At 64.4% G+C, this 26202-nt stretch carries 19 protein-coding genes; 9 read left to right on the forward strand and 10 right to left on the reverse strand.

Annotation, left to right across the window (positions count from 1 at the left end):
- Positions 1–55: 55 nt before the first annotated feature.
- From pbpC to AB5Y89_RS17370, 3 genes are all read right to left on the reverse strand, one after another.
- Entirely contained in the window at positions 56–2464 is a 2409-nt protein-coding gene (gene pbpC / locus AB5Y89_RS17360; RefSeq protein ID WP_368224209.1) for a penicillin-binding protein 1C, read from the reverse strand.
- Complete coding sequence (locus AB5Y89_RS17365; RefSeq protein WP_368224210.1) at positions 2430–7274, reverse strand: alpha-2-macroglobulin; 4845 nt, start codon at positions 7272–7274, stop codon at positions 2430–2432. The genes pbpC and AB5Y89_RS17365 overlap by 35 nt, the downstream gene beginning before the upstream one ends.
- 330 nt (positions 7275–7604) lie before the next feature.
- Positions 7605–7739: a hypothetical protein gene (locus AB5Y89_RS17370; RefSeq protein ID WP_010674281.1), complete on the reverse strand. Its 135-nt coding sequence runs from the start codon at positions 7737–7739 to the stop codon at positions 7605–7607.
- A gap of 87 nt (positions 7740–7826) precedes the next feature.
- Between AB5Y89_RS17370 and AB5Y89_RS17375 the strand changes: the two genes are divergently transcribed.
- From AB5Y89_RS17375 to AB5Y89_RS17395, 5 genes are read left to right on the forward strand one after another with little or no spacing between them, the layout of a single operon-like run.
- A complete protein-coding gene (locus tag AB5Y89_RS17375; protein WP_239053311.1) occupies positions 7827–8864 on the forward strand; it encodes an AI-2E family transporter in 1038 nt (345 codons plus the stop codon).
- Between the two features lie 4 nt (positions 8865–8868).
- Positions 8869–10386, forward strand: a complete 1518-nt coding sequence (locus tag AB5Y89_RS17380) for an efflux transporter outer membrane subunit (protein WP_368224211.1) — start codon at positions 8869–8871, stop codon at positions 10384–10386.
- Positions 10379–11470, forward strand: a complete 1092-nt coding sequence (locus AB5Y89_RS17385) for an HlyD family secretion protein (protein WP_368224212.1) — start codon at positions 10379–10381, stop codon at positions 11468–11470. The genes AB5Y89_RS17380 and AB5Y89_RS17385 overlap by 8 nt, the downstream gene beginning before the upstream one ends.
- Before the next feature lie 8 nt (positions 11471–11478).
- Positions 11479–12507: a DUF2955 domain-containing protein gene (locus AB5Y89_RS17390; RefSeq protein ID WP_201887709.1), complete on the forward strand. Its 1029-nt coding sequence runs from the start codon at positions 11479–11481 to the stop codon at positions 12505–12507.
- 1 nt (position 12508) lies between these two features.
- Positions 12509–12937, forward strand: coding sequence for an ion channel (locus AB5Y89_RS17395; protein WP_151027599.1), 429 nt, complete (start codon positions 12509–12511; stop codon positions 12935–12937).
- A gap of 109 nt (positions 12938–13046) precedes the next feature.
- On the opposite strand, the gene AB5Y89_RS17400 is transcribed toward AB5Y89_RS17395, so the two are convergent.
- Positions 13047–14735 carry an FAD-dependent oxidoreductase gene (locus tag AB5Y89_RS17400; protein WP_368224213.1) on the reverse strand — a complete coding sequence of 563 codons (1689 nt, stop codon included), beginning with the start codon at positions 14733–14735 and terminating at the stop codon, positions 13047–13049.
- 134 nt (positions 14736–14869) lie between these two features.
- Here AB5Y89_RS17400 and AB5Y89_RS17405 point away from each other — a divergent pair, with 134 nt between their 5' ends.
- From AB5Y89_RS17405 to AB5Y89_RS17415, 3 genes are all read left to right on the forward strand, one after another.
- Positions 14870–17809 (forward strand): GGDEF and EAL domain-containing protein, encoded by a 2940-nt coding sequence (locus AB5Y89_RS17405; protein ID WP_103261799.1) that lies wholly within the window; start codon positions 14870–14872, stop codon positions 17807–17809.
- Between the two features lie 75 nt (positions 17810–17884).
- The gene (pflA, locus tag AB5Y89_RS17410; RefSeq protein WP_081332104.1) at positions 17885–18727 is read left to right on the forward strand and encodes a pyruvate formate lyase 1-activating protein; all 843 of its coding nucleotides are present in this window, start codon (positions 17885–17887) and stop codon (positions 18725–18727) included.
- A 94-nt stretch (positions 18728–18821) separates the two neighbouring features.
- Positions 18822–19463 (forward strand): energy-coupling factor ABC transporter permease, encoded by a 642-nt coding sequence (locus tag AB5Y89_RS17415; protein ID WP_368224214.1) that lies wholly within the window; start codon positions 18822–18824, stop codon positions 19461–19463.
- A 58-nt stretch (positions 19464–19521) separates the two neighbouring features.
- On the opposite strand, the gene AB5Y89_RS17420 is transcribed toward AB5Y89_RS17415, so the two are convergent.
- The 4 genes from AB5Y89_RS17420 to AB5Y89_RS17435 form a co-directional block, all read right to left on the reverse strand.
- Positions 19522–20214 (reverse strand): ABC transporter permease, encoded by a 693-nt coding sequence (locus AB5Y89_RS17420; RefSeq protein WP_010674270.1) that lies wholly within the window; start codon positions 20212–20214, stop codon positions 19522–19524.
- A 3-nt stretch (positions 20215–20217) separates the two neighbouring features.
- Positions 20218–20958, reverse strand: a complete 741-nt coding sequence (locus tag AB5Y89_RS17425; protein WP_010674269.1) for an ABC transporter permease — start codon at positions 20956–20958, stop codon at positions 20218–20220.
- A gap of 105 nt (positions 20959–21063) precedes the next feature.
- On the reverse strand, positions 21064–21837 hold the full coding sequence (locus AB5Y89_RS17430) for an ABC transporter substrate-binding protein (protein WP_010674268.1): 774 nt from the start codon (positions 21835–21837) through the stop codon (positions 21064–21066).
- Between the two features lie 65 nt (positions 21838–21902).
- Positions 21903–22673 (reverse strand): ABC transporter ATP-binding protein, encoded by a 771-nt coding sequence (locus AB5Y89_RS17435; RefSeq protein WP_010674267.1) that lies wholly within the window; start codon positions 22671–22673, stop codon positions 21903–21905.
- A 532-nt stretch (positions 22674–23205) separates the two neighbouring features.
- Between AB5Y89_RS17435 and AB5Y89_RS17440 the strand changes: the two genes are divergently transcribed.
- A complete protein-coding gene (locus tag AB5Y89_RS17440) occupies positions 23206–24108 on the forward strand; it encodes a lysine exporter LysO family protein (RefSeq protein WP_041215456.1) in 903 nt (300 codons plus the stop codon).
- A gap of 82 nt (positions 24109–24190) precedes the next feature.
- On the opposite strand, the gene iadA is transcribed toward AB5Y89_RS17440, so the two are convergent.
- Together iadA and AB5Y89_RS17450 are read right to left on the reverse strand one after the other, a co-directional pair.
- Positions 24191–25321, reverse strand: coding sequence for a beta-aspartyl-peptidase (iadA, locus tag AB5Y89_RS17445; RefSeq protein ID WP_368224215.1), 1131 nt, complete (start codon positions 25319–25321; stop codon positions 24191–24193).
- Between the two features lie 58 nt (positions 25322–25379).
- Positions 25380–26159, reverse strand: coding sequence for an ABC transporter substrate-binding protein (locus AB5Y89_RS17450; protein WP_010674264.1), 780 nt, complete (start codon positions 26157–26159; stop codon positions 25380–25382).
- Positions 26160–26202 lie beyond the last annotated feature (43 nt).

The raw sequence follows: 26202 nt of genomic DNA on the forward strand, positions 1-26202 counted from the left end.
TGACGGCATCGGGACCATCACCGATGCCGTCAATATTCTGGCGCTCACCACGCCCTCAGGAGGGGTTTTCCAGCCGAAACTCGATGCGATCGCTGTTTCCCGCCTCATCCACCACCACCAGCTGATAGCGGCCCGCCTTGCTCACTACTTGATCCCCGTCCCAGCGCAGCCGCTGGCCGTTGAGAAACCAGGCCGGCTTGCCGACACCGCCGAGCACCCTGGGCTGCAACCGATAGCGCTGGCTGCGGATAAGGTTACCCTCCCCCAGCGCCACGATGCGAATGGGGGCCTGCTGCTCGGCGCTCAGCCCCTCCCCCGCGCAGCCCCTGGCAAGCAGCGCCTGACGCCGCTCGCCCGGTGAGCGCCATGGCTCCAGCGACAGCGGCCAGAGGGCCCGAAAGCCGGATTGTGCCGCATCGTGGCAGCGGGTCAGCGTCGGCTTGCCGTCGACAGTGAGCGCAACCTGGCGCAGCGGCGAGGGCCAATCCATGGGGTCCGGCAAGGTGGGAGGGTCGCGCCCTTCCAGCAACCAGGCGCTCTGATGCTGCAAACAGGCCTCAGGCAGGGTCCCGCTCGTCTTGCGCCCCAAGGGCCAGCAGATCTCCGCTTCGCTCACCGTGTTGGGTTGTGCTGGCAGGGGGCTGTTGTCCGAGAGCCGCGAATAGACAGAAAGCAGCAGTGGCACTGCCGCACTCTGTCCATAAAAACCGGGCATGGGGGTGCCATCGGGGCGCCCCACCCAGACGCCGATGGTCCAGCGACCGGAGACTCCCATGGCCCAGCTGTCGCGATAGCCATAGCTGGTGCCGGTCTTCCAAGCCAGCCGGTTGACCCGGCCGGTCGCCTCGCTGGCAAAGGGTTGGTCCGCCCGTCCCTGCGCGCTCAATATTTGCCAGATGACCCAGGCCGCTCCCGGACTCAGCAAGGGGCGTGACACCGCCTGCTGCCCCGCCAGCCAGACCGGCATCGCCACCTGCCCCTGCCGGGTCAACGAACTGTAGAGCGCCACCAGCTGCTCAAGCCGAATGCCCGCCGCCCCCAGCGCAATGGCCGGATTGGGTTTGTCGGAAAGGGCCAGCCTCACCCCGGCGTTGTCGAGACGGCTGACCAGTTTGTCGGCCCCGAGCGCCTCCAGCACCTGCACCGCCGGCACGTTGAGGGATTGCTGCAGCGCCTGGGTCAGGGTTACCGGCCCCTGAAAGGCACCGGAAAAATTGGCGGGGCGGTACTCCGAGCCCAGCCTTGGCGCATCGGAGAGCAGAGAGGCCGAGTGCACCAGCCCCTCGTCCATCGCCAGACCGTAGATGAAGGGCTTCAGCGTAGAGCCGGGAGAGCGGATCGCCTGCACCATGTCCAGATAACCGTGGCGGCGCAGATTGCCATACTCGGCGCTGCCCACATAGGCTCGCACCGCCATGGTTTTGATGTCGACCAGGAGCAACGCCGCTGAGGTCTGCTCGGGGAAGCGGCGGATATAGCTTGCCACCAGTCCCTCCAGCCAGCGCTGCAGATCCCCGTCGATGGTGGTATGCACCAGGGCCCCGGCCTCATGGTCGGCGGCGAGGCGGGCAAACAGCGGCGCCTCCATCGGCGTGAAGTGACCGCGGGCCAGCACCGGCTCGATACGCCCCTCCAGCCACACCTGTTCGGGCCAAACGCCCTGTGCCACCAGCCGCTGCATCACCTTGTCACGGGCGGTGCGGGCCCGCTCGGGATGCCGGTCCGGCCGGTTGCGGCTGGGAGCCTGGGGCAGCACCGCCAAGAGCGCTGCCTCGGCATGGGTCAGCTTGGCCGCACTCTTGCCAAGGTAGGCAAAACTTGCGGCCTGCACCCCCTCCAGATTGCCGCCAAACGGCGCCCGGTTGAGGTAGACGGTGAGCAGGGTGCGCTTGTCGTAGTGCCACTCCAGCTGCAGTGCGCGCGCCATCTGGCGCAGCTTGCCGGGCACGCTCCTGTGGTAGGGCTCGATAAGACGCGCCACCTGCATGGTGAGGGTCGAGCCCCCCGACACGGCCCGCCCATAGCGCAGCCACTGCCAGACCCCGCGCACCATGGCCACCGGATTGACCCCGGGATGACGCCAAAAGTAGCGATCCTCGTAGCCCAGCAGCGCCTCGATATAGCGGGGGGAGACCTGCTCCAGGGTCACGGGGTAGCGCCACACGCCGCTGGTATCGGCAAAGGCGCGCAGCGGCCGCCCCTTCATGTCGAGCACCACCCGTGCGTAGGCAGGGTCGAGTGGCGGCGGCGGGAATAGTCGATCCAGCGCCAGCAATGACAGGAGCAGTGCTACAACGCCCAGCACCGAAAAGCGCAGCCAGCGTGGCAGGCGACCAAGCCAGCGCCAGCCAGCGCGGCCAGTGCGACCCAGGCTCAGCCAACCACGCTGCCAGAAAATGAGCGGGCGAACCCGCTCAAGGGAGGGTTTGTTACTCAGAGATACACACCTCGTGGATATCCTCACCCACAGCCCGGATCTCGGGGCGGTACATATCCTCCACCTGGGTCGGCGGCACCTGATAGCGACCCGGCGTCACCGCCCGCATCAGGTAGACCAGTTGCTGGTTGCTCCCGGCGCTCAGATCCAGCGCCGCCGTGTAGCGGTCATCGCGAAACTCCTGATGCTTGAGGTAGTCGTTCCACTCGCTCTGCCACGCCGGTTTCCCCTCGATGGAGAGATCTTCGAGCTTGATGCTGTTGCCAAGGGCCGGATTCTCCAGCTCGAAGCCGGCGGGCACCATCTCCACCAGCAGGGCATCGGGCACCGCCGATTCACTGCTGACGTTGAGCCGCACCACCACCAGATCGCCCACCTTCACCTTGGTCGGGTCAAAACGCTGACCGTCGCTGTTGAACCAGCTGCGGGTCACGCTTATCCCCTGACTCAACCGGGTAGGAGCCTGCTCGGGATAGCCGATGAGGGTGCGCTGCACATAGAGGGATCCCTTGCCCTCGTTGGTGACGGTGCTCGCGGCCAGTGCCTCTGGGGCGCTCTGCTGCAGCGGAGCCGAACCGCTCAGGGATCCACTGCCAAGAGAGGAGGTCACCTTGGCCTGCCAGTCGGCGGCCGGATCGAAGCGGGCTAATCGCAGCAGGGCGAGCCGCTCCTGAGTGCTGAGCCACTGACGATGAGCCAGGGTATCGGCCACCTTGGCACTGAGGGCCGGCCAGCGCTCCGCAGCCAGCTTGTGCTGGCGCAGCAAGGAGAGCTCAAGGGCCTGATCGCGCAGCGGTGAACCGTAATCCCCGAGATAATCGTCACCGCGCTCGGTCGCCAATGCCCGGCTGAGGGCCTTGGCGGCGTTCTGCTCATCCCCCATGGCCGAGAGCGCCAGGGAGAGGTGCAAGAGTGGCAAACCGGAGCGGGCGTGATCGGCCTGCTGCTCCCAGACAAGGCGCAGGGTAGCGAGTGGGGCCTTGCCTACCCGGGCCAGCACATAGGCACTGTAAGCCTGATAGGCAAGACGGCTGTGCTCGGGGGCACTGCTCCAGCGCTCGCCGTACTGGCTGTCGGTGAGATAGGTTTGCAGCCGGTTCAAAGCCTGATTGAGTATCGCCTCCGGCACGGCGTCGCCCGCCTCCTTGCGCGCCAGCAGGTAGTCGGCGGCATAGGCGGTGAGCCACTGCTCCTCGTCGGAGCGACCATCCCAGAGGCCAAAACCGCCACTGGGCAGTTGCAACCGCTGCAGCCGTTGCAGCAGGGCGCGCTGCACATCCGCCTCACTCGCCGCTTTCTTACCCTCTGCGGGTTTGCGCCAGGCGGCCCGCTCATCCGCCGTGGTCAGCAAGTAAGGCCAGGCACGGGACAGAGTCTGCTCCAGGCAGGCATAGGGGTAGTCGGCCAGCGCCTGCCACTGGGCTGCCGGATCCCAGGGGGGAGTGCCGGAGAGGCTGAGCAGCCCCTGCAGGTTGGCGCGATCCAGCCCGGTCAGCTCAGCTGGCGCAAAGCTCATCTGCTGGCCGGGGGCCAGCATCTGGTAGCGCTGGCGAGTCTCGGCAGGCCAGGGGGAGCGCAGCGGCAAAGTCCAGTCGCGGCTTATCGCAAAATCCTTGCCGCTGGCCGCCAACTGCAGGCTTGCCACGCCGCTCGCCCCGGTCACGGTGAGCGGCAGGGTCAGCCACTGCTCCTCGCCATTTTTAAGGGACAGGGTGCCTGGCAGCTCGCCATTTGCCTTGAGCCCGCCGTTGAGGGTCCAGACAAGGGAGAGGGTCTGATCCTCACCGCTCATATTGCGCAGCTGCACCAGCGCCCGGGTCTCATCCCCTCTGGCGCCAAAGCGCGGCCAGCCAATTTCGGCCACCAAAGGTGCGACCACCTTGACGGCGCGCTCGGCCTCGCCGACTTGCTGTTCGTTCCAGGCCAGCGCCATCAGCGCCAGCTCGCCGTTGAAGTTGGGCAGATCGAGCGGGATCACCGCCTTGCCCTGCTCGTCAAAACTCACCTCGCCGCTCCAGAGTGCAGCTATCTCGACTCGGCTCTCCAGCGCGCCGCCCTTTTTCAGCGGCGCCCGGTCCCCCCCGTAGTTGAGGCGGGCCAGCTTGCCATCTTGCGGCGGGATCACCTGGCCGTAGTTGTCGAACAAATCCTGGGCGAAGCGCTTGCGACCAAAGAAGATCTCGAACGGGTCGAGGGGTTGATAATCGCTGATATTGAGCACGCCCCGATCCACCGCCGCCAGCACCACGCGGCCCTGACTGTTGGGGGTGGAGGTCGCGGTCACTTCCAGTCGAGTGAGCGGCACCGCTTTGTCCGGCGCGCTCAGGGTGAGCGGCAGACGGCGCGCTTCCCGATCCAGGGTGAGCGGCACCAGACCGACCGATCGCAGGCTCTGCACACTCTTTTGGCTCACCGGCTTTGAGTCACTGTCTGGCGCGGCGATCTGGGCCGAGATATGCAGGTCATGGCGCTGCCACTCGGGGCTGACCGGGATCTCGAACTCGCCACGGGCATCCTTGGCATCGTTGCCGGCCCCCTTGAGCTCGATGCGCTGCCACCAGCGCAGGCCGTCGCCATCTTCCACCAGCAGCAACCCCTTGCCGGGGCGCGGGGCCACCAGGGTCACGTTGGCCTTGTCACCCGCCTGATAGGCGCGCTTGTCGAGAGTGATGGCAATCTTGTCGGGCCGTGCCTGCTCGCCACCGCCGCCCCAAGCGTAACTGCCTATCTCCACCCGCAGGCTCGATTGATGGCCCTGACTGTTCTCCACTTCCAATCGATACCAGCCCGCCGCCAGTTGCAGCGTGAGCGGGGTCGGCCCCTTGCCATCCAGCTGCAGGGTCTGCTCCTGTTCCAGATAGGGCTGGCTGTTGAACTCGTACTTCCACCCCTCCCCATCGGCGTAGTGCCAGTAGTAGTCGCGGTACTCGTTGATGAGGCGCACCTTCACCGACCCCGCCACCGGCTGGCCTTGCTCATCGAGGTTGAGGATCTGGAAGGGGAGCGGCTTGCCCCCTTCCACCCGCACCGCCACGAAATCGGCCTTGAGGGCCGGCCACTGGCTGCCCATGGGCCAGCCATACTGGGTGCGGCTGCGATTGACGGCGCGGCCACCGGGCTCGGCGAGCGACACCCGATAGGCCACCTCCAGCGGCCCGAGGGCGCGCACCCCATCGAGCTCATCAGCTAACGAAAAAGTCCCCTGCCCCTGCGCATTTAGGGTGAGATTGAGAGGCTCGAGATCCTTGGCCTGCTCGGCAAGCAGCACGTCACCCAGAGTGAACTCCTGCCACTGGGTAAAGGGCATGGTGGCGCGGCTTAACTTCACCTCCGCCTTGGCCTTGGTGGCACTGGCCGGCGCGCCGTAGAGATAGTCCCCCTGCAGTGGCAGAGTGAGGGCCGCGTCCAAATCAGTGACTTCGCCATCCGGCCCCTTGCCAAGCTGCAGTTTCAGCCGCTCCGGCAAGAACTCCTCCACCAGAAAGGGCCACTCGAAGCGACTGCCGGCGGCGGTCTTGAGGTTGATGGTCCAGCGCCCGAGCGGCGCATCATCCGGCAAACGCAGACCGTAGTGGGCCGCGCCCAAATTGTCCGGCAGCAGGCGCTTTTGTTCGAGCAGCTGGCCGTCCGGCTGTTTCACCTCCAGCTCCACCGCCATGCCCGGCAGCAGCTGGCCATCCTGCCCCTTGAGCAGGATCTCGCTGTCGAGCCGCTCGCCGGGGCGATAGAGATCGCGCCCGCTGAACAGATAGAGCTGTTGGGCCTGCCAGGGCTGGGTGCCGAGATCGAAGGTGGAGAGATCGAGGGCCGCCCCATCGAGGCGCAGCACCGCCAGATGCTTGCCCTGCTCGGCCAGCAGCAGGCGAGCCCCCTGCACCTGATCGAAGCGGCGATGACCCTGGGGGTCGGTGGTTTGCACCTGCAGCCGGTTGCCCTTCTGGTCGAGCAGGGAGAGCTGCACATCCTTGAGGGGGTCGGCGCTGGTCAGGGAGCTGACGAACACCTCCAGCTCATCGCGGTAACGGCGGGCACTGAGCCCCATGTCGCTCACCGCAAAGTAGGTGGTCTCCTTGCGCCAGTCGTAGTTGCCAAGGGGCGACATCACCGCAAAGTAGACGCCAGCCTCCGCCAGCTGAGGCTCCTTCACATTGATGAGGCGGGTCTCGCGCCGGTTGGCATCGAGCTCCAGCGCATAGCGGCCGCTGAACACCCGCTTGGCCCGCTTGGTGATCTGCTCAAGCTCCCAGTTGCCCATGCCGGCACCGGGGCGATACTCGGCCAGGAAACGGGGCAGATACTCCGCATCGACCCGGAAGAAGTCGATATTGACCTCGTCCACATTGACCGCGCTGATGGGCAGGCGCAGCTCGTCGCGCAGCGGCAACACCATGCCGCTCGCGGTAAACGACGCCCCTGCCTCCAGCGGCCGGGTCTTGAGGGTCCAGCGCTGGGGGGATGGGCCCAGCCCCGCCTTGAGGCTCACCTCGTAGCGTTTGTCGGGTTGCACGTTCGGGAAATAGAGGGTGCGGCCATCGTCGGCGAGGATCCACTCCCCCTGCACCTGCTTGCCCCCTTCACTCACAGAAAGCCAGCTCTGCCAGTTTGCCTTGGGCGCCAATGGGCCGGAGAAGACCAGGGCCAGCGCCGGGGCATCGCGGTATTGGCGTGCATTTGCCTGCACCACGGAGGCGGGCGCTCCCGCCTCCTGCCGGGCCATCGGTTCTATCGTCGGCACCTGGCTGGCAGGCTTGTCGGGGCCGCAACCAGCCAGCAGCAGCGCCGCCAGCCAGGCCACACGGGGAAGACGAGTCACGGGGCAGGAGAGAGAGAAGTGCATGGTGTTCATCCCGGGTTGGATCGCCGCAGCGCAGGAGCCAATAGAATAAAGCGTCACTCCCGGGAACACCAACTGCCATATCGGGCGGCATCGGCCAACAGAGATGGGCGCATCGCCTCGAACGGGAGCACGGCGCCCCGTGAACCGCGAGGTTTATTCGAGACCCTGCATGCGTTCTCCTGTTCCATGAAAGAGGATTGTCGTGATTTTCTGAACCCAGGCTAAACCGGGCACCACTGTTCACTTGTGCGTGATCGGGCCATTCATTATGCTCGGCCCTGCTCAACGCAGGCCTTCCAATCAACGACATATCAAGCAGATAAATATTTTTTAAGCCTTGAACACCTGTGCCATACATAACGTGCAGGTGCGCTCGATGTATGCCTCAACCATTGAAAACAAACTTATTAATTGTCCATCGACCAGAATGCCGACCTTGAGTTCACACAGGGTCAGTGGGGTCATGCATCCATCCCTCTCTGGAGTCATATCAGCATGGAAAATAACGATCTGTCCCTCGTCGAAAAAAGATTGGTTGCCCGATTCCTGGACATGTTCATCAAATTTGGCCTTATTCTGGCGCTAGGCTCGTTCTGCTTCACCGTGTTCTCCCCCTTCATGAACATGATGCTGTGGGCCCTGATCCTGGCGGTCACCCTTTACCCCCTCCATCAGCGCTTTGCCGCCCGACTCGGGGGAAAACAGGGCCAGTCGTCCACCCTGCTGGTCCTGCTGGGCATCCTGCTCATCGTGGCCCCCACCGTGGCCATGCTCGGCTCCCTGGGTGACAGCGTCAGCGCCCTGATAGACAAGGTGAACAACAACACTCTGGTGATTCCGGCACCTTCCGCCGACATCGCCAGCATCCCGCTGATCGGTGCCAAGCTGCACGCCTTATGGACCAAGGCATCCGTGGATCTGCCGAGCCTCCTCATCAGCTACAAGCCGCAGCTCGGCGACATGGCCAAGCAGACTGTCACCATGCTCGCCAGCATGGGGGGCGGCCTGCTGGGCTTCGTCGCCTCTTTCATCGTGGCTGGCATCATCATGGCCTGGGGGGCACCGGGTGCCATCAGCGCCGAGCGCATCGCCATGCGCATCACCGATGAGCGCAAGGGCCTCGCCCTGACCAAGCTGTGCACCAGCACCATCCGGGCCGTGGCCATGGGGGTCATCGGGGTCGCCTTCATCCAGGCCCTGCTGGCTGGCGTCATCATGTCCCTCGCCGGGATCCCGGCGGTCGGGATCTTCTTCGTCCTGGCGCTGATCCTGGGTATCGCTCAGGTCCCCGTCATCCTGATCACGGGACCGGCCATTGCCTTCATGTGGATGGCGGGGGATCACGGCACCCTGCTCAACGTCATCTACTCAGTGCTGCTGGTCGTGGCCGGCATGGCCGACAACGTGCTCAAGCCGCTGCTGCTGGGGCGTGGCGTCGATGCGCCCATGCCGGTAGTGCTGCTGGGGGCCCTCGGCGGCATGGCCACCAATGGCATCCTCGGCATGTTCATCGGTGCCACCCTGCTCTCCATCGGCTATCGCATCTTCATGGCCTGGGTCAACGACGGTCTGGCCAACGCGGAAAAATAACCCCATGGCCGACGCACTTTCTCTCCTTCGCCCCCTGTTTGCAGGGGGCACCTGCCTGCTGCTCGGTGCCTGTACTCTGCTCGGGCCCGATTATCAGGCCCCCGGTGTCGAGGAGATGGCCAACTGGCACAGCGCCAGCGAGGGTCAGCAGGCGGTGACGGTGACCGACTACCGACGATGGTGGGACAACTTGCACGATCCCGTGCTGAGCGCCCTGGTGGAGGAGGCCTTCCTCAAGAATCCGGACGTGCGGATCGCCGGCCTGCGGATCCTCGAGGCCCAGGCCCAGCTTGGCATCGCCGAGAGCCTGCTCGGCCCCCAGGCGACGGTGGGAACGGCAGAATTTCTCCAGGCAGGTCAGACCCGGGGCGGCCACAGCAGCGCCGGCAGCAGCTACGGCGCCGGCTTCAACCTCGGCTGGGAACTCGACTTCTGGGGCAAGTTCCAGCGCGGAGTCGAGGCGGCGGATGCCAGCTATTTCGCGAGCCTGGCCCAGTATGACGACATCCAGGTGTTGATGGCCGCCCAGGTGGCCCAGCTCTATGTGAGCATCCGTACCCTGGAGGCCAGGCTCCAGATCGCCCGGGAGAATGCCCGCATCCAGCGGCGCAGCCTGGAGATCACCGAGCGACTGTTCAAGAGCGGCAACAGCGCCGAGCTGGACGTGCAGCAAGCCAGGACCCAGTACCTGGGCACCCTGTCCGGCATTCCCCAGCTCGAGACCAGCCTGCGCCAAAGCCAGAACGCCCTCTCCACCCTGCTCGCCCGCGCCCCGGGGCCCCTGCCCGAGATGACCACCAACACCGGCAAGATCCCCCAGGGCGAGCTGGCCCTGGTCACCGAGATGCCCGCGGATCTGCTGCGCCGCCGTCCTGACGTGCGGGGGGCGGAGCGTCAGCTGGCCGCCCAGTCGGCCCTCATCGGGGTGGCCGAGAGCGAGCTCTACCCCTCCATCACCCTGCTCGGCACCCTGGGAGTCAATGCCAGCGGCGGGGAAAGTGGCACCTTCTCCTGGGCCGTCGGGCCGTCGCTGAGCTGGAACCTGCTGGATCAGGGGCGGCTCGGCAACCAGATCCTGGTGCAGGACGCCCGCTTCCAGCAGCTTCACGAACGCTATCGCGACAGCGTGTTCAAGGCGGCCCGCGAGGTGGATGACGCGGCCGTGGCCTATGCCAACGGCCAGGAGGAGATCGCCCTGCTGACCCAGACCGGCGAAGCCGCCCGCCGCTCCCTCGAAATCGCCAACACCCAGTACCGCGAGGGGATGGCGGACTTCCAGCGGGTGCTCGACTCCCAGCGTGCCCTGTTCAACCAGCAGGAGCGCCTGGTCAACAGCCGCGGTGCCCGGATGCGCGACCTCATCACCCTCTACAAGGCACTGGGTGGCGGTTGGGAACAGGGGCGCGAACGTCCCCTGGTGACCCCCAAGGTGGAGGCTCAACTGCGCACGCGCGCCGACTGGGCCCCCCTGCTCGACGCAGCCCACTCCCCCATGACACAGAAGGCAAACGCCCATGACTGACACAGCCTCTCCCGGCCAGGCCAGCCGCCGCGCCACCCTCGGGCTGCTGGCCGCGATCCTCCTCCTGCTCAGCTGGTATCTGCTGGCGGACAGGTTGACCCCCTACAGCTCCCAGGCCCGGGTGCAGGCCTTCGTGGTCCCCGTCGCCGCCGAGGTGGCAGGCCAGATCAAGCGGGTCTATGTCCACGACAATCAGGACGTGGAGGCCGGCGCCCCCCTGTTCGAGATCGATCCCGAGCCCTATGACATCGCCCTGGCCAAGGCCAGATCCGACTACCAGACGGTGCTGAGCGGCGTCAAGGCAAATACCGAAGGGGTCAAGGCGGCCGAGGCTTCCCTGATGGCCATGCGCGCTGCCTACGACAACGCGGCCAAGGATGCCGAGCGCCAGGAGCGGCTCTATCGGGAAGATCCGGGGGCCATCTCGGTGCGTCGCCTGGAGGTGGCCCAGGCCAACCGCGAGACAGCCAAGAGCCAGGTGGCGGCGGCCGAAGCCGACGTTCGCCGCGCCATCGAGGCCGCCGGGGAGAGCGGCGATGACAACTCCCAGCTGCTCAGTGCCCGCTCGGCGGTGCACAAGGCCGAGCTGGATCGCCAGAACACCCACGTGGTGGCGCCGGGCCGGGGGCTCATCACCGACTTGAGCACGGATGCGGGCCAGTTTATCGGGGCCGGCGCCCCGGCCATGACCCTGATCGCCATCCACGACGTCTGGGTATCGGCGGATCTGACGGAGAATAACCTCGGCAACATTCGACCAGGGGACAAGGTCGCCATCCTGCTCGACAGCCTGCCTGGACAGCTGTTCGAGGGGAAAGTCCGCAGCGTCGGCTACGGGGTGGGCGATGGCAAGAACCAGCCCGCCGGTACCCTGCCCACGGTGGACAACAACCGCGACTGGCTGCGCCAGGCCCAGCGTTTCCCGGTCAAGGTCGCCTTCCAGAGCGACGACTTCCCCCCGGTCGAGGCGCTGCGGATCGGTGGTCAGGCCGACGTGCTGGTCTACACCGGCGAGAGCGGGGTGATGCACCTCCTGGGGACGCTCTATATCCGCCTGATGAGCCTCTTCTCCTTCCTCTATTGAGACGCCAGATGCATAACGCCGACAGGGCTGTACTGCGCATTGGCACGGGCATCGGGCTCGCGACGGGGATCTGTTACGGCCTGGCGCTACCCATGCCCCACCTCGGGGTCATCATGGCCTGGGTGGTGTTGTGCCGACCCGGCGAGCCGCTCAGCCTTGGCAAAGGGTTGCTGGGTGGCGCTCTGCTGCTGGCCGTGATGGTCGGCGGCGTGCTGCTGGTGCCCCTGCTGACCCACTATGCCCTGGCGGCCGTGCTGCTCGTCGCCCTGCTGCTCTACCTGCTGATGCAGCAGGCGATGGCCGGCAAGGGGGCCGCCGCCATGCTGCTCATCATGGCCATCACGGTGATCCCGGTGGCCGGTCTCATCGAGCAGTCCCTTGCCATCGCCCTTGCCCAGATGATGGGACTGGGGATCCTGATAGGCACCCTGGTCAACCGCCTGGCCCACGCACTCTTCCCTCCCCTTCAGGTGGCGGGAGCGGCGGCAAGACCGGTGCCATTGCCCCCCGAACATCCCGAGCGGCTGGCGCTGCGCGCCGTCGCCATGGTACTGCCGATGTGGCTGCTGGCCCTCGGCAATCCGGCGTTCTACATTCCGGCGGTGATGAAGACGGTGACCCTGGCCCAGCAGAGTACCTCCCTCAACGCCAGACAGGCGGGCCAGGAGCTGGTGCTCTCGACCCTGATGGGCGCCCTGCTGGCGTTCGCACTCTGGCTCGGGCTCAGCCTCTGGCCCTCGCTCCTGATGCTGGTGCTGATGCTGGCCCTCATGACCCTCTGGCTGGCGCGGCGCCTGGTGCGGCTGGTGGCGGGGCGTTTCCCGCCATCCTTCTGGAGCAACGCCTGGATCACGGCGCTCATCCTGTTTGGCCCGGCCATCGAGGACAGCGCCACCGGCAAGGATGTGTGGTTGGCGGCCGCCATGCGTTGCGGCCTCTATCTGGTGGTGGCCGGCTATGGCTGGCTCTGTATCTTGCTGCTCGAACAGTGGTGGCCAGTCGGCCGCCCACTGGCAGAAGCCAAGCTAGGAGATTGATATGTTAACGATTTTTTTGGTCGGCATCCCGGTGATCCTGGTCAACATGCTGCTGCAATCCCTGGTGTCCGTCTGGTGCATCCGCTTCTACGTCAAGCGATTCAATCGACGCGAGGGGCCCCTGGCCGGCATGCTGGCTTTGTTTGGCATCATCACCCTGGTGATGCTGGGCAACCTGGCCCAGATCGGCGTCTGGGGCGGGCTCTTCCTGTGGCTCGGGGAGTTCGATACCCTGCAGGAGGCCGTCTATCACTCCGGGGTCAACTTCGCCACTCTGGGCTATGGCGACATCGTCATGAGCCCGCAGTGGAAGCTGCTCGGCCCCCTGGAGGCAGTCAACGGTGCCCTGATGATAGGCCTCTCCGGCGCCTCCATGCTCGCGGTCTTGCAGCACCACATTCGCAATCAGCTCGCTGACAGCCCCCCCTGAGAGCGAGGGGGCCACCTGCGGCAACCCCGTGCGGCAACAAAACGGGCCACTCACTGAAGTGGCCCGTTTGCATACAGAGTGATCAATCGGGCCATTTCAGCCACAGGATCTACTCGGCGATCACCGTCTGCCAGGTCTTGAAACCGCCTGAGAGGTTCTTGACCCGAAAACCGTGCTGGCTCAGCAGGCGGCAGGCCACGTGACCCCGCAGTCCCACCTGGCAGCTGATGAGCAGCTCTTTATCCCTGGGCAGCTCATGGAGGCGGCTGCGCAGCTCGTCCAGAGGAATGTGCATCGCCCCCGGAATGCGTCCCAGCTTGTCGAGTTCGAGGCCGTTTCGCACATCCACCACCTGCTGATGGGGGTGGCGAGCCTGCACCTCGGCTGCGTGGCAGAGCAGGGTGTCCCCCTTCAGATGGTTGCTCGCCACGAAGCCCGCCATGTTGATCACATCCTTGGCCGAGCCAAAGGGCGGCGCATAGGTGAGCTCCAGATCCTGCAGATCGAACACGGTGAGACCGGCACGCTGGGCCACCGCCAGCACGTCGATGCGCTTGTCGATGCCATCCTTGCCGATGGCCTGGGCGCCGTAAATCTTGCCATCGGGGGCAAACAGCAGCTTGAGGCTGACCGGGTGGGCACCGGGGTAGTAGCCGGCGTGGCTGCCCGGGTGGACATAGACCTTCTCGAACGGCAATCCCAGCTGCACCAGCCGCTTCTCGTTCAGCCCCGTGCTCGCCACCGCCAGATCGAACAGCTTGCAGATGGCGGTCCCTTGCGTCTTCTTGTAGGTTTCGCTTCGCCCCAGCATGTTGTCGGCGGCGATGCGCCCCTGCCGGTTGGCCGGACCCGCCAGGGGGATCAGCACGGACTCGCCGGTGACAAAATCGGTCTCCTCCACCGCGTCCCCCACCGCGAAGATGAAGGGATCCGAGGTACGCATGCCGGCATCCACCTTGATGCCGCCCCGCGGTCCCAGCACCAGCCCCGCCTTGGCGGCGAGCAGAGTCTCGGGCTTGACGCCGATGGCGAGGATCAACAGGCCGGTGTCGAGATGAGAGCCGTCATTGAGGGTCAGGCGCAGTCCACCCCGCTGGGCGGTCGCCACGGCGGCGGTCTTCTCGGCAGGCACCTCCAGGCTCTCGATGGCAGCGAGGCCGGTACGCAGGCGAAGATCGACCCCCTCCTCCCGGATGCGGGCGTGGAGCAGGTTGGCCATCTCCTTGTCCACCGGCGCCATCACCTGATCGGAGAGCTCAAGCAGGGTGACATCCAGCTTGCGCTGGTGCAGCGCCTCCATCATCTCCAGCCCGATGAAACCGCCCCCCACCACGGTGACGTGGCGGGGCTTGTCGTGCGCCAGCGCCGCCAGGATGCGATCCATGTCGGGAATGCTCCGCAGGGTGTGTACCCCCGGGCTGTCGATGCCGGGGAAGGGAGGCCGGATGGGCGCCGCCCCCGGGCTCAGCAGCAGCACGTCGTAGGCTTCGCGCCGCTCTTCGCCGGTCAGCAGGTTGCGCACCAGCAGGCTCTTGCCGGCCCTGTCTATCTCGATGACGTCGTGAAACACCCGCACATCCACGTTGAAGCGGCGCTTGAAGCTTTGCGGCGTTTGCAGCAGCAGGGCATCCCGATCCGGGATATCCCCCCCGATGTGATAAGGCAGACCGCAGTTGGCGAAGCTCACGAACTCGCCCCGCTCGAACATCACGATCTCCGCCTCTTCGCTCAAACGGCGGGCACGGGCGGCGGCGGACGCCCCCCCGGCCACACCACCCACAATCAGGATCCGTTTCATCTGCAAGACTCCACTCAACAGGAAATGACCAATAAATTAGACTTATCTAATTTAGAATTCAATGAAATTTTGTTTGCCACGGATTTGCAGTATTCTTGCCCTCCGACAATTGCTCAACAGGATAGTGTCAGTTCATGTCGTCTACCGCGCTCAGCCATCTTCCGACCGCCAGCCAGGCGCCCCTGTTTTTCCGCCTGGATACCCGTAGTCAACGGCTGGTCGCCCTGACCGATGTGATGCAGACGCCGCTCCACTGGCTCGACGAGCCCCGCAGTGCCTGGCCGGCCCAATTGCCGGACGCCCTGCGCCAACCCATCGAGCAGCGGCTGGCCAGCGGCAAGGGGGGCAAGCTGGTGCTGCGCTTTGACGCCCTCCTCTGGCACATTTCCCTCTCCCACGAGCAGGACGCCTTCTGGCTCATCTGCCTGCAGACCCAGTCCCAGGAGAGCGCCGCCAGCCTGTCCCTGCAACTGCCGCGCCTGAGCCAGATGGCCAGCCAGCAGCAGTATGACGCCATGCTGGAGAGCCTCAAGGAGTGCCTGGGGGCCGATCGCCTGATCCTCTGGCACTACCAGGCCCATGGCGCCCTTGGCGGCGAGCAGCTGACCCCGGTGTTCACCCTGGGGGTGGACGCGCTCGGTGCCATTCGCGGAGACAGCCGCTACATCCGGGCCCTGCGCGCCCGGGGCGCCCTGAGCTTCTCGGAGGCGGCCCACCAGCCCATGTTGAGCCAGCACTACTATCTGGCCGATGCCAATGTCTGCTCCCGCCTGGACGGCGCCTTGCTGGAACAGGAGAAGCTCATCGGCGTGCTCAGCCTGGAGTATGCCGAGAGCACCCTCATCAGCGATGACACCCTGCAACTGGTACGTCATTGCGCCCGCTTGCTCGGCCACTGGCAGCCGGACTCCGTGACGACCGACACCCCAGACCTCGCGCCCCCACCAGGGCTTGCCAACCTGACCGGCAACGATTACTGCCGCGCCCTGCTGCGCTGGGCCATGGGCCTGAGCGGTGCCCACAGGGGCTGGATCGGCGAGTTTCAGCCTCGCGGCCAGGATCTCTGGCTCATTCCCCGCTGCGTGGTGGAGGGGGATGCCTTCGCCGTCGTCAAACCCATGCCCATGGACATCGGCCCGGGCCGGGAGATCTTCCAGCACGGGCAGAGCCTCTACGTGGAAGATCTGGCCCTGCGCTATCCCCAGTCCAGCCAGCTGCTGGCCCTCGACGCCAAGGCCTATGTCGGCATCCCCTTCCCGGGGCCAAATGGTCTCCCCCTGGGGCAGCTCACCCTGCTGCTCGCCACCCCTCTGGCCGATCCTGCGTCCCTGCTGGACGTCCTCTACGAACAGCGCGAGCGGGCCGCCAGCGAATTGCAGCGCCTGGCCAATGACGATGCCCTGCGCCTGGCCGAAGTGGCCTTCAACACCCACGACGGCCTGCTGGTGATGGATCACGGGGGCATCATCCTCAAGGTCAATGCCTCCTTCAGTCGCATCACCGGCTTTGCCAGCGAAGAGATGCTGGGCCTGCACATCGACGCCCTGAGGCCCACCTACTATGGCGACACCCTCAAGGAGGAGGTGATCGCGGCGGTCAACCGGCAGGGATACTGGCTCGGGGAGGAACAATGCCTGCACAGGGAAGGACACCTCTTCCCGGTGCGGCTCATGGTGAGCGGGGTCAAGGACGAGGAGGAGGAGATCAGTCACTTCGTCTGCAGCTTCCACGACATCACCCAGGAGAAAGAGACCGCCCGCCACATCGAGCGCCTCGCCTACTACGACGACCTGTGCGATCTCTACAACAGGCGTAGCCTGACCGACATCATGCAGCGCACCCTGCAGGCCCCGAGTGGTCAGTGGGGGGCCCTGCTGCTGCTGGATCTGGACAACTTCAAATCCATCAACGACTCCCTCGGTCACGCCTGCGGCGATCTGCTGCTCCAGGCCGTGGTGGTGCGACTCAAGTCCCTGCCCCAGGAGAACCTGGTGCTCGCCCGCACCTCGGGTGACGAATTTGCCCTGCTCTTCACGGCGCTGGGCCAGGGCTATATCACCGCCAAGATCCTGGCGGAGCACTTTGCCCGGGAGCTGATGGGGATCTTCCGTGCCCCCTTCGACATCGGCGATCACAAGCTGCACTGCAGCGCCTCCGTGGGGATCAGCCTGTTCAGCGATGACGACAAGGATCACCTTGTCCTGATGCAGCAGGCCGATACCGCCGTCCACATGGCCAAGCGCGCGGGCCAGGGCAACCATATCTTCTTCAGTGAAGCCATGGCGGAAAAAGAGAAGAGCAAGCTTTCTCTCAACAACCAGCTGCGCGATGCCCTGCGCAACAACGAGCTGGTGCTGCACTACCAGCCCCAATACCGGGTCGACAACGGCACGCTCTCGGGCATAGAGGCGCTGCTGCGCTGGCAGAAGGCCGACGGCACCATGGTGCCACCCGGGGAGTTCATCCCCATCGCCGAGGAGACCACCCTGATCCAGGAGATCGGCTACTGGGTGATGAAGACCGCCTGCGCCCAGTACAGCTTCTGGCTCAACAACGGCCTCGCCATCCCCCATCTGTCGGTCAACGTCAGCGCCCGCCAGTTCCACACCGCCGGTTTCGTGCAGCAGGTGGAGTACATACTGCGGGACACCGGGGTGCCCCCATCGCGCCTGTTGCTGGAGATCACCGAGTCCGTGGTGCTGGAAAACCGGCTGGAGAGCATCGCCAGGATCCGCCAGCTCAAGGCCCTCGGCCTGCTCATCTCCATCGACGACTTCGGCACGGGCTACTCCTCCCTGGCCTATCTGCGGGATCTGCCCGCCGACGAAGTAAAGCTCGACAGAAGCTTCATCCAGACCCTGGTCCACAGCGAACAGGACAAGGCCATCGTCAAGGCCATCCTGGATCTCGCCCGGGTGTTTCGTTTCACCGTCACCGCCGAAGGGGTGGAGGAAGAGGAGCAGCTCGCCGTGCTCAAGGCCCTGGGATGCCAGCATTATCAAGGCTTCCTCACCAGCCGGCCGCTCCCCGTCAAGGCACTGGAGAGCCTGCTGGGTGCCACCCCTGCGGGCTAAACTGGTAGGATTTATAGGGCTTTCTGTCATAAAATAACGACCGCTCGAACCTTGTCCGCACCATTGGAGTCGTCTATGTCAGTCATTAACCGGATCCCCGCCGTTGAATCCAAGGGACCTGCCACCCCCGGCACGCAGCGGATCCCGACCGTTGAAGCCAGCGACACCGGCACTACCGACATCATTGGCCGGATCCATTCCGTCGAGACCTGCGGGACCGTCGACGGCCCCGGCATCCGCTTCATCGTGTTCATGCAGGGCTGCCTGATGCGCTGCAAGTATTGTCACAACCGGGACACCTGGGACACCCAGGGCGGCCGCGAGGTCACCGTGCCCGAGCTGATGAAGGATCTCACCAGCTATCGTCACTTCATGAATGCCTCCGGCGGTGGCGTGACCGCCTCCGGCGGCGAGGCCATGCTGCAGCAGGAGTTCATCGCCGAACTGTTCACCGCCTGCAAGGCCCAGGGGATCCACACCTGCCTGGATACCAACGGTTTCGTGCGTCACTACGACGAGTTGCTCGACCGGGTGCTGGACAACACCGATCTGGTGCTGCTCGACATCAAGCAGATCAACGACGAGAAGCACATTCCCCTCACCCACGTCAGCAACAAATACACCCTGGAGTTCGCCCGCTACCTGGCCTCCCGCGGCCAGACCATGTGGATCCGCTACGTGGTGGTACCCACCTGGTCCGACGATGACGAGAGCGCAGAAGGACTCGGCCAGTTCATCGCCGAGCTGGGGGACTGCGTCGAGAAGGTGGAGCTGCTGCCCTACCACGAACTTGGCAAGCACAAGTGGGACGTGCTGGGAGATACCTACGATCTGGTCGGCATCAAGCCCCCCAGCAAGGAGACCATGGACAGGGTCCAGGGCATCCTTGGCAAGTATCACCCCAACGTGAAGTATTGAGACAGGAGGCCGCCCGGCAGAGGGCGGCCTCTTTTCATTGCGCCGGCGTTCGCCACGGCGCCATCACCGACAGCCGCATCCGGGGGAACCGCTCATGAGTGAAGGACAAGTCGCCGCCCTCCTGCTCTGGCTGGTGCTGCTCGCCTTCAGTCTGAACGCCTCCCTGCTGCGCACCCTTGGCGCCCACCCGCTCTATCAGCATCTTTGCCTCGGCGGCGCCATCGTGCTGGTACCGCTGTGGACCTTGCGGGCCGGGTTGCACGAGGGGCTCGAGATCCACTTTCTCGGCCTCACCAGCCTGACCCTGTTGCTGGGCTGGCGCCTCGCCCTGCTTGCCCCCTGCCTCACCCTGCTGCTCCTCGCTTACTTCGGGGTCATCCCCCTGGCCGACATCGGCTGGCAAGCCCTCATCAGCGTTGCCCTGCCGGTGGCCACCAGCTGGCTGCTGTTTCTGGGGAGCTGGGCCTGGCTGCCTCGCCACCTCTTCGTCTATCTGTTCGTGGCGGCATTTCTCGGGGGGGCGCTGAGCATTTCGGCCAAGGTGATCGCCAGCGCCTTGCTGATGGGGGTGAGCGGCACCTACTCCTGGCACACCATCAGCGCCGACTACCTCTCCATCTGGCCGCTGCTGCTCTTCCCCGAGGCGCTCCTCAACGGCATGACCATGACCCTGCTCGCCGTCTATCGCCCCCACTGGGTCAACACCTTCTTCGACAGGGAGTACCTGGGGCGCTGAGCCTGCCCATGGTCCATAAAAAAAAGCCCGCAGTTGCGGGCTTTTTCTCTGCTGGCAGTCAGACGCTGCGCGGGCGCAGGTGGGCATGCCAGCGGGCTTCCCACTTCTTGAACAACCAGACTATGACGAAGGTGAGCAGCATGTAGAGCAGACCTGCGGTCAGGAACGCCTCGAACGGGCTGTAGTAGCGGGAGTTGATGATCCGCGCGGCCCCCGTCAGATCGACGATGGTGATGATGCCCGCCACCGCCGACCCCTGCAGCATGAAGATCACCTCGTTGCTGTAGGCCGGCAGCGCACGGCGAAACGAGTTGGGCAGGATGATGCGGGTGAGGGTCTGCCAGCGGGTCATGCCGAAGGCGCTTGCCGCTTCTATCTGCCCCTTGGGCATGTTCATCACGGCGCCACGCACTATCTCGGCGGTGTAGGCGCCGGTGTTGAGAGTGAACGCCAGCAGGGCACAGAACCAGGCTTCCGAGAAGAGGGACCAGGCCGCACTGTTCTTGAGCCACTCCCACTGGGCGGCACCGTAGTAGATGATGAAGAGCTGCACCAGGAGCGGGGTGCCACGGAAGAAGTAGATATAGGCCCAGATTGGCCCCTTTATCAACCAGTTGCGGCTGTTGCGCAGTATGCCCATGGGCACCGCCAGCATGAGCCCCAGCATGAGCGAGGCGGCCACCAGCCAGATGGTGGTATAGAGCCCCTCCCAGTAGGTGGGCCACTCCTTGAGAATGATCGAGAAATCCATGGCTTACCTCGTCTTGATGGCGTAGTGACGCTCGGCCCACTTGAGCGCCGAGGTAGAGACTGCGGTGAAGACCAGGAAGATCAGCGCCACCGCCATGTAGAAGGTGAAAGGCTGCTGGGTCGAGCCCGCCGCGAGCGACGCCTTTCGCACCATGTCATCGAGCCCGATGATGGAGACCAGGGCCGTGGTTTTCAGCAGCACCAGCCAGTTGTTGCCAAACCCGGGCAGGGCGTGGCGCATCATCTGGGGAAAGAGGATCCGCACAAAGACCTGGCTTGCCCGCATGCCGAAGGCACGGGCCGCTTCGAGCTCCCCCTTGTCCACCGCCAGGATGGCGCCGCGGAAGGTCTCGGTCATGTAGGCGCCGAAGATGAAGCCGATGGTGGCGACCCCGGCCGCAAACGGGCTGATGTCGATGTAATCGGGCAGCAGGGAGACCCACTCCTGGTTCGGGTTGCTCGCCAGCAGGTGGTTGTTGTAGGCCTCGTTGACCCAGGTGCAGATCCCGTTGATGAGCACCTGGCCGCCGAAGAAGAGCAGCATCATCAGCACCAGATCCGGGATGCCGCGAATGACGGTGGTGTAGGCCGCCGCGATGCCGCGTGCCCACTTGTAGGGAGAGAGCTTGGCCAGGGCCCCCAGCATGCCGAGCACCAGGGCCAGCAGCAGGGAGGCGAGCGCCACCTCCAGGGTGATCCAGGCCCCCTCCAGCAGAGAGGTTTCGTATCCTTTCAAATCAAACATATGCAATGCAGCTCCATCGCAATCGGGCCCGTCACTCCCAGCGGAAGGCAACGGGCCCGATGACTACTGACGGGATCAACCTGTCGTTGTTCGCCTGACGTCGGCTTACTCGCCGTACACGTCGAAGTCGAAGTACTTGTCGTTGATTTCCTTGTACTTGCCATTGGCACGCAGGGCCAGGATGGCGGCATTGAATTTCTCTTTCAGATCCTTGTCGGCCTTGCGCACCGCGATGCCGGCACCCTCGCCAAACCACTTGGGATCGGTCAGTTTCGGGCCGATGAACTCGAAGGCATCGCCCCCTTCCTTCTTCAGCAGGCCGTCGCTGATGGCGGCGGAGTCGGCCATCACGTAGTCGACACGGCCGGATTTCAGATCGAGGTAGGCTTCATCCGCAGTGCCGTAGCGCTTGATGGTGGCGTTGGGGAAGTTGTCGGTGATGTAGGTGTCCATGGAGGTGGCACGCTGCACGGCGATGGTCTTGCCGTCCATGAAGGCCTTGTCGAGCTGGATTTCGGTCCCTTTCTTGGCGGCGAAGCGCGCCGGGATGTGCTGGTACTTCTGGGTGAAGTCCACCTTCTTCTTGCGCTCTTCGGTGATGTCCATGGTGGCGATGATGGCGTCATACTTGCGCGACAGCAGCGCCGGAATGATGCCGTCCCAGTCCTGCTTGATCAGGGTGCACTTCACCTTCATCTCTTCGCACAGGGCGTTGGCGATGTCGATGTCGAAGCCTTTCACCTCGCCGCTCGGCTCGGTCCAGGAGAAGGGGGGATAGGCCCCTTCCACCCCGATCCGGACCTCTTTCCACTCCTTGGCCATCAGGCTACCGGAACACAGGGCCGTCATCACGGCAGTCGCCAGCATCAGCTTGTTCATGTATCTCTCCTTGATAAACACGTCGATCGTTGAAAGTACGGATGGTTGAAATTGAATCCCGTCCATCAATAGATGGACGAGATGAATTGCTTGAATCGCTCCGACTTGGGATGGGCGAAGATCTCCTTGGGATTGCCCTCCTCCTCCACGCGCCCCTGGTGCAGGAACATCACCTTGTTCGACACGTCGCGGGCGAAGGACATCTCGTGGGTCACCACCATCATGGTACGCCCCTCTTCCGCCAGCTCGCGCATCAGGCCAAGGACCTCCCCCACCAGTTCAGGGTCGAGGGCCGAGGTAGGCTCGTCAAACAGCATCACCTCGGGTTCCACCGCCAGCGCCCGGGCGATGGCGGCCCGCTGCTGCTGACCGCCGGAGAGGTGACCGGGATAATAGTCGCGACGCTCCCACAGCCCCACCCGGTTGAGCAGGTGCTCCGCCTTGGCGATGGCCTCGGCACGGGGCACCTTGAGTACCTGGATGGGCACTTCGATGATGTTCTGCATGATGGTCATGTGGGACCAGAGATTGAAGCTTTGAAACACCATGGCCAGTCGGCTGCGGATACGCTCCACCTGGCGCATGTCTTCCGGCAGGCGTTCGCCGGAACGGCTGGTTTTCATCCGGATCAGCTCCCCGTGGAGGGAGACGCTGCCCGATGAGGGGGTTTCAAGCAGATTGATACAGCGTAGAAAGGTCGACTTCCCCGAACCCGAGGAGCCGATGAGGGAGATCACATCCCCCTTGTGGGCCGTCATATCGATGCCCTTGAGCACTTCGTGGGTGCCAAAATACTTGTGCAGATCACGAACTTCCAGTGCGGCAACGTCGCTCATCCATTACAACCTTGTCTGTCCCTAGACGCCGCTTCGGCGTGACTCCACCATCGTCCATTTAACAAAACGTTAACCGATGGCAACCTTCAGCGAAAATATCATTGAGGTAGTGAAAAAACAATACAGAACCGAGGTATTTGGTGTTTTATCTGTATTTTTATTGGCCTATTGAGTATTTTTCAGCACTTTGTCTGCATAAAATCCATTTTTTGTCGCACCTTCCCTACCGCTCTTTTATACCCGCAGCGCACTGGTAGCAAGCATATTTCACCATATCCGCCAGATGTCATCCAAAAGGACTTTATTCACCCAGGCAGATTCCCCTTCTCTCGTCATTTCATGGGGATGAAATTGATTTTTCAGGTGATGTGGCCCTCTTTCTCTGTTTGCGTGCACAGCTGACTGTCATCAAAAAACACAACAATATGATAAAAAAGTCCCGTATGGGCCATGCTGATGCACAGATCCGTGACACAGGTGCAACAAGTCGTGATAAGGTGCCGTTTTTCCACGTTTTGTGATCGAGGCCCCGATGTTGCTCAATGTGTTGCTGATCCTGCTGCCGCTGGTGATCGGCTATCTGGTTCCCCTCTCTTCCGCCCGTCTGATCAAGCTGGTCAACCAGTCCCTGGGCAAGATGGTCTACCTCATCCTGTTCCTGATGGGGCTGGGGCTGGCCTATGTGGAGAACCTGGGCAGCAACCTGGCAGTGATCTTCAAGGTGGCAGGGGTGATGCTCGCCGCCATTACCCTGTGCAACCTGCTGGCCCTGTGGTGGCTGGACAAGCGCAGCCCCCCCACCCACGAGGCCAGTGACGGCAAGATGCCGAGCAAGCTGCACCTGTTGTGGGAATCCCTCCAGCTCTGTTTCGTGGTGCTGGGGGGCGTCTTGCTGGGACTGGTGGTGGACCTGCGCGCCCTGCCCATCGACAAGTTGAGCGAGTGGGCCCTGATGCTGCTGCTCTTGCTCATCGGTATCCAGATGCGCAACTCCGGCATGCGCCTGCGCCAGATCCTGCTCAATCCCTGGGGCATGAAGATCGCGCTCACCGTCATCCTCAGCAGCTGGCTCGGCAGCCTGCTGGCCGCCCAGCTGCTCGGCATGCCCTTTGCCCATGGCCTCGCGATGAGCTCCAGTTTTGGCTGGTATTCGCTCTCCGGCATCCTGGTAGCGGACAAGCTGGGCCCGGTGCTGGGGTCCGCCGCCTTCATCAACGATCTGGGGCGCGAGCTTATCGCCATCCTCATCATCCCGGTGCTGATGCGCCGCCACCCCAGCGCCGCCATCGGCTACGGCGGCGCCACGGCGCTGGACTTCACCCTGCCTGTCATCCAGAAATCCGGCGGCATCCAGGTGGTGCCGGTGGCCATCGTCTCCGGCTTTATCCTGAGCCTGCTCGGCCCCATTCTGATCCTGGGGTTTCTCGCCATCTGAACCCCATGGCACGACAAAGCCCGGCACTGCTGCCGGGCTTTTTGTTTATGAACTGAGCGGGCTGGATGACAGGCGCCGGTATTCAGGTGCGCCACCGCCCCCCACTCATCACCCGCTCGATGGTGAACGTATCAGGATCGATCAGCAGCAGATCCGCATCCTGCCCTACCCCCAGGGTACCCTTGCTCGCAAGCCCCAGCGCCCTGGCCGGATTGGCCGTCACTACCGCCAGTGCCGTCTCCAGCGCCACCCCCTTGCCGCAGGCCGCCACCACCTCCTGCCACAGGCTCCCTATCTGGCCGCAGCGCAGCTCGATGAGCCGCCCCTCGCCGTCAAAGCGCGGCAGACTGGCGTTGGCATCCGAGCTGAAGCTGATGCGATCCACGGGCACGCCCGCCGCCAGCAACGCCACCAGGGCGTCGGCCGCGAGCCGCTCCCCGTCATCCAGCAGGTCCGGGAAGCTCGACGTGGTGAGGTCGACCCAGCCACCTACCCGACCCCACTCGATGGCCTCGGCAAAGAGCCAGGGATTGCGGTTGCAGTGGGTGGGGTAGAGCTGGCGAAGCGGAATGTCGGTTTCATCGCGCAGGGCCCGCAGGGGCGCCAGCGCCCCGCGGCCATCCCCCAGGTGAAAGAAGCTGACGCCACTTTTGCCGGACAACAGCCCGGCCACCCGCGCCTCGCTCGCCAGCCGCGCCAGCTCGTCGTGGGTGGGGGCGCTGGACCTGTGATCGCTGATGGCCACCTCCCCCACCCCCAGCACCTCGGGGATCAGCATGATGTCCGACTCCACCGTGCCGGTGAGGGTCTTGACCGGCAGGTGGTAGGAGCCGGTGTACATGAAGGCGCTCACCCCGGCGGCGCGAAACTCGCGCACCTTCCCCAGCACCTGGGCCGGGCTGCGGGTCAGGCTGTCGGTGCCGAGCGCCGCCACGAGCGTGGTGACCCCCGCCGCCAGGGCTTCCCTTGCCAAGAGCTCCGGCGTGCGAAAGCCGAAGCCTCCCTCGCCGCCCCCTCCCGTGATATGGGCGAGCGGGTCCACCAGTCCGGGCACCAGATAGCGGCCGCCAGCGTCCACCCGCGTCAGTGGCCAGTCGGCCGGAACCGTCAGTCCCTTGCCCATCCAGGCGATGCGGCCATCCGCCACCAGCAGGTCCTGCTGGCCGAGCGGGGCCGGACTATGGATCTGCGCACCCTCGATCAGGGTCAACATGGGGTCTCTCCTTGCTGCATGAAAAAGGAGGGAGCAGGCTCCCTCCGACTGTTACCCATCAACCGCCATAGATATCGTACTTGAAGTACTTCCGGTTGATCTCCTGATACTTGCCGTTGGCGCGCAGGGCCTTGATGGCGTCGTTCAGCCTGGCCCTGAGATCCGGATCCCCCTTGCGCACCGCGATCCCCATGCCATCGCCAAACCATTGACGGTCGGTCAGGGCCGGCCCCACATAGTCGAACTTGTCGCCCCCTTCCTTGCCAAGCAACCCCTGTTCGATGGCCGAGGCGTCGGCCAGCAGGGCCAGCACCCGTCCCGCCTTCAGGTCGAGGTAGGCTTCATCGGCACTGCCGTAACGCACTATGGTGACGCTGGAGCCGAAGTTGTCGGTCAGGTACTTGTCGTGGGTGGTGGCCCGCTGCACGCCGATGCGCTTGCCCGCCATCCCTTCCGGCGTCAGCGTCAGTTCGGTGCCCCTGGCCGCCACGAAGCGGTTGGGAATGTGGGCATATTTCTCGGTGAAGTCGACCTTCTTGCGCCGCTCGTCGGTGATCGACATGGCGGCGATGATGGCGTCGTACTTGCGCGACAGCAGGGCGGGGATCATGCCGTCCCAATCCTGGGCCACCAGTTCGCACCTGACGGCCATCTGCTGGCACAGGGCGTTGGCAAGATCGATGTCAAATCCCTTGATCTCTCCGGACGCATCGGTCCATGAGAAGGGGGGATAGGCCCCCTCCACGCCAAAGCGTACCGTCTTCCACTCCTTGGCGGTGACGGGGGCGGCGAGCAGACAGGCAGCAACAAGGGCTGACAGGGTCAGTGTGGTCTTCATCGTGAGTACTCCATTACATAAAAAGCGCACAGGCGCGGTCAAG

The sequence above is a fragment of the Aeromonas sp. s4 genome, from assembly GCF_040907855.1.
GTDB classification, from domain to species: Bacteria; Pseudomonadota; Gammaproteobacteria; order Enterobacterales; family Aeromonadaceae; genus Aeromonas; species Aeromonas caviae.

Coding starts and splice junctions, on each gene's coding strand:
- AB5Y89_RS17375 (WP_239053311.1), top strand. CDS start 7,827: ATGTTCATCAAATTTGGCCTTATTCTGGCGCTAGGCTCGTTCTGCTTC.
- AB5Y89_RS17430 (WP_010674268.1), bottom strand. CDS start 21,837: ATGAACAAGCTGATGCTGGCGACTGCCGTGATGACGGCCCTGTGTTCC.
- AB5Y89_RS17365 (WP_368224210.1), bottom strand. CDS start 7,274: ATGCACTTCTCTCTCTCCTGCCCCGTGACTCGTCTTCCCCGTGTGGCC.
- AB5Y89_RS17380 (WP_368224211.1), top strand. CDS start 8,869: ATGGCCGACGCACTTTCTCTCCTTCGCCCCCTGTTTGCAGGGGGCACC.
- AB5Y89_RS17435 (WP_010674267.1), bottom strand. CDS start 22,673: ATGAGCGACGTTGCCGCACTGGAAGTTCGTGATCTGCACAAGTATTTT.
- AB5Y89_RS17420 (WP_010674270.1), bottom strand. CDS start 20,214: ATGGATTTCTCGATCATTCTCAAGGAGTGGCCCACCTACTGGGAGGGG.
- AB5Y89_RS17415 (WP_368224214.1), top strand. CDS start 18,822: ATGAGTGAAGGACAAGTCGCCGCCCTCCTGCTCTGGCTGGTGCTGCTC.
- AB5Y89_RS17450 (WP_010674264.1), bottom strand. CDS start 26,159: ATGAAGACCACACTGACCCTGTCAGCCCTTGTTGCTGCCTGTCTGCTC.
- pflA (WP_081332104.1), top strand. CDS start 17,885: ATGTCAGTCATTAACCGGATCCCCGCCGTTGAATCCAAGGGACCTGCC.
- AB5Y89_RS17400 (WP_368224213.1), bottom strand. CDS start 14,735: ATGAAACGGATCCTGATTGTGGGTGGTGTGGCCGGGGGGGCGTCCGCC.
- AB5Y89_RS17385 (WP_368224212.1), top strand. CDS start 10,379: ATGACTGACACAGCCTCTCCCGGCCAGGCCAGCCGCCGCGCCACCCTC.
- iadA (WP_368224215.1), bottom strand. CDS start 25,321: ATGTTGACCCTGATCGAGGGTGCGCAGATCCATAGTCCGGCCCCGCTC.
- AB5Y89_RS17395 (WP_151027599.1), top strand. CDS start 12,509: ATGTTAACGATTTTTTTGGTCGGCATCCCGGTGATCCTGGTCAACATG.
- AB5Y89_RS17440 (WP_041215456.1), top strand. CDS start 23,206: ATGTTGCTCAATGTGTTGCTGATCCTGCTGCCGCTGGTGATCGGCTAT.
- AB5Y89_RS17390 (WP_201887709.1), top strand. CDS start 11,479: ATGCATAACGCCGACAGGGCTGTACTGCGCATTGGCACGGGCATCGGG.
- AB5Y89_RS17425 (WP_010674269.1), bottom strand. CDS start 20,958: ATGTTTGATTTGAAAGGATACGAAACCTCTCTGCTGGAGGGGGCCTGG.
- AB5Y89_RS17405 (WP_103261799.1), top strand. CDS start 14,870: ATGTCGTCTACCGCGCTCAGCCATCTTCCGACCGCCAGCCAGGCGCCC.
- AB5Y89_RS17370 (WP_010674281.1), bottom strand. CDS start 7,739: ATGACCCCACTGACCCTGTGTGAACTCAAGGTCGGCATTCTGGTCGAT.